This is a genomic window from Pseudomonas sp. P5_A2_2 (genome assembly GCF_054177685.1).
Map to the genome: position 1 here is coordinate 1 of NZ_JBGCUL010000874.1, position 1,866 is coordinate 1,866.

A 1,866-nucleotide genomic window follows, 5' to 3' on the forward strand; every position below is an offset into this window, starting at 1 on the left:
GTCCACTCTCCGTTGACCAGACTGGCTTCGGCGCCAACGCGCAAGGTGCCGGACGGATGGCCGAAGCGCACCGCATTGCGTTCGATACCGCCCGCCGCGAGGTTGACCAAAGTGCCGGAAATCGCTGCTGCCGTGCCGATCGCCACCGCCGCCGTGCCCATCATCGCGTGGTGCAATTTACCCATGGACAGTGCGCGCACCAGCAGGTCGACATCCCCCGCTGCTATCGCCTTGCCGCTTGAGGCCACGTAGTCCGCAGGCTTGGCCACGAAGGCCACCTTCGGCGTGTGCTGCCGCTTGGCCGCTTCGTCGATGCTCGAAATCAGACCCATGCGCAATGCGCCGTAGGCACGGATGGTTTCGAACATCAGCAAGGCTTTCGGGTCGCCATTGATCGCGCCCTGCAACTCGGTGCCCTTGTAGCCGATGTCTTCGGCATTGACGAAAATCGTCGGGATGCCGGCGTTGATCATAGTCGCCTTGAAGGTACCGACGCCGGGCACTTCCAGGTCATCCACGAGGTTGCCGGTAGGGAACATCGAACCGCCGCCGCCCTCTTCATCCGCCGCCGGATCGAGAAACTCGATCTGCACTTCGGCCGCCGGGAAGGTCACGCCGTCGAGTTCGAAATCGCCGGTTTCCTGCACTTCACCGTTGGTGATCGGCACGTGGGCGATGATGGTCTTGCCGATGTTGGCCTGCCACACGCGAACCACCGCCACGCCGTTGTGCGGGATGCGGCTGGCGTCCACCAGACCATTGCTGACGGCGAACGAACCGACCGCCGCCGACAGGTTGCCGCAGTTGCCGCTCCAGTCCACGAACGGCTTGTCGATCGACACCTGTCCGAACAGATAATCGACATCGTGATCGGCCTTGATGCTTTTCGACAGAATCACGGTTTTGCTGGTGCTGGAGGTCGCGCCGCCCATGCCGTCGATTTGTTTGTCGTACGGGTCGGGGCTGCCGATCACGCGCAATAACAGCGCATCGCGGGCCTGGCCTGGAACCTGTGCAGCCTCGGGCAAGTCTTTCAGGCTGAAGAACACGCCTTTGCTGGTGCCGCCGCGCATGTAGGTGGCTGGAATTTTAATCTGAGCTGCGTGAGCCATGGTGCTCGTTACTCCTGATCTGAAAGCAGACACGGGACTCAAAGTCCCGTGTCTGTACTGCGTGTATTAAACGGCGACCGCCGACTCTTCGAGGAAGTCCTGGGCGAAGCGTTGCAACACGCCGCCGGCCTCGTAGATCGACACTTCTTCAGCGGTGTCGAGGCGGCAGGTCACGGGCACATCGACTCGCTCGCCATTCTTGCGATGGATCACCAGTGTCAACTCGGCACGCGGGGTGCGTTCACCGATCACGTCGTAGGTTTCGCTGCCGTCGATGGCCAGGGTATGGCGGTTGGTGCCGGGTTTGAACTCCAGCGGCAACACGCCCATGCCCACCAGGTTGGTGCGGTGAATGCGTTCGAAACCTTCAGCGGCAATCGCCTCGACACCCGCCAGCCGTACACCCTTGGCCGCCCAGTCACGGGACGAACCCTGGCCGTAGTCGGCACCTGCGATAATGATCAGCGGCTGCTTGCGATCCATGTAGGTCTCGATGGCTTCCCACATGCGCATCACTTTGCCTTCCGGCTCGACACGGGCCAGCGAACCCTGCTTGACCTCGCCGTTTTCCTGAACCATTTCGTTGAACAGTTTCGGGTTGGCAAACGTCGCGCGTTGCGCGGTCAAATGGTCGCCCCTATGAGTCGCGTAAGAGTTGAAGTCCTCTTCCGGCAGGCCCATTTTCGCCAGGTATTCGCCGGCGGCGCTGTCCATCATGATCGCGTTGGACGGCGACAGGTGATCGGTGGTGATG

The 1,866-nt window shown here is 61.7% G+C and carries 1 protein-coding gene and 1 pseudogene; both read right to left on the bottom strand.

What is annotated here, in order from left to right; translation table 11 throughout:
• A partial coding sequence (gene prpF, locus ACXRVY_RS26780; protein WP_458238704.1) for a 2-methylaconitate cis-trans isomerase PrpF occupies positions 1 to 1,112 on the bottom strand: 1,112 nt, incomplete at its 3' end.
• A 66-nt stretch (positions 1,113 to 1,178) separates the two neighbouring features.
• Positions 1,179 to 1,866 (bottom strand): annotated as a pseudogene (locus tag ACXRVY_RS26785) (Fe/S-dependent 2-methylisocitrate dehydratase AcnD); the annotation flags it as partial.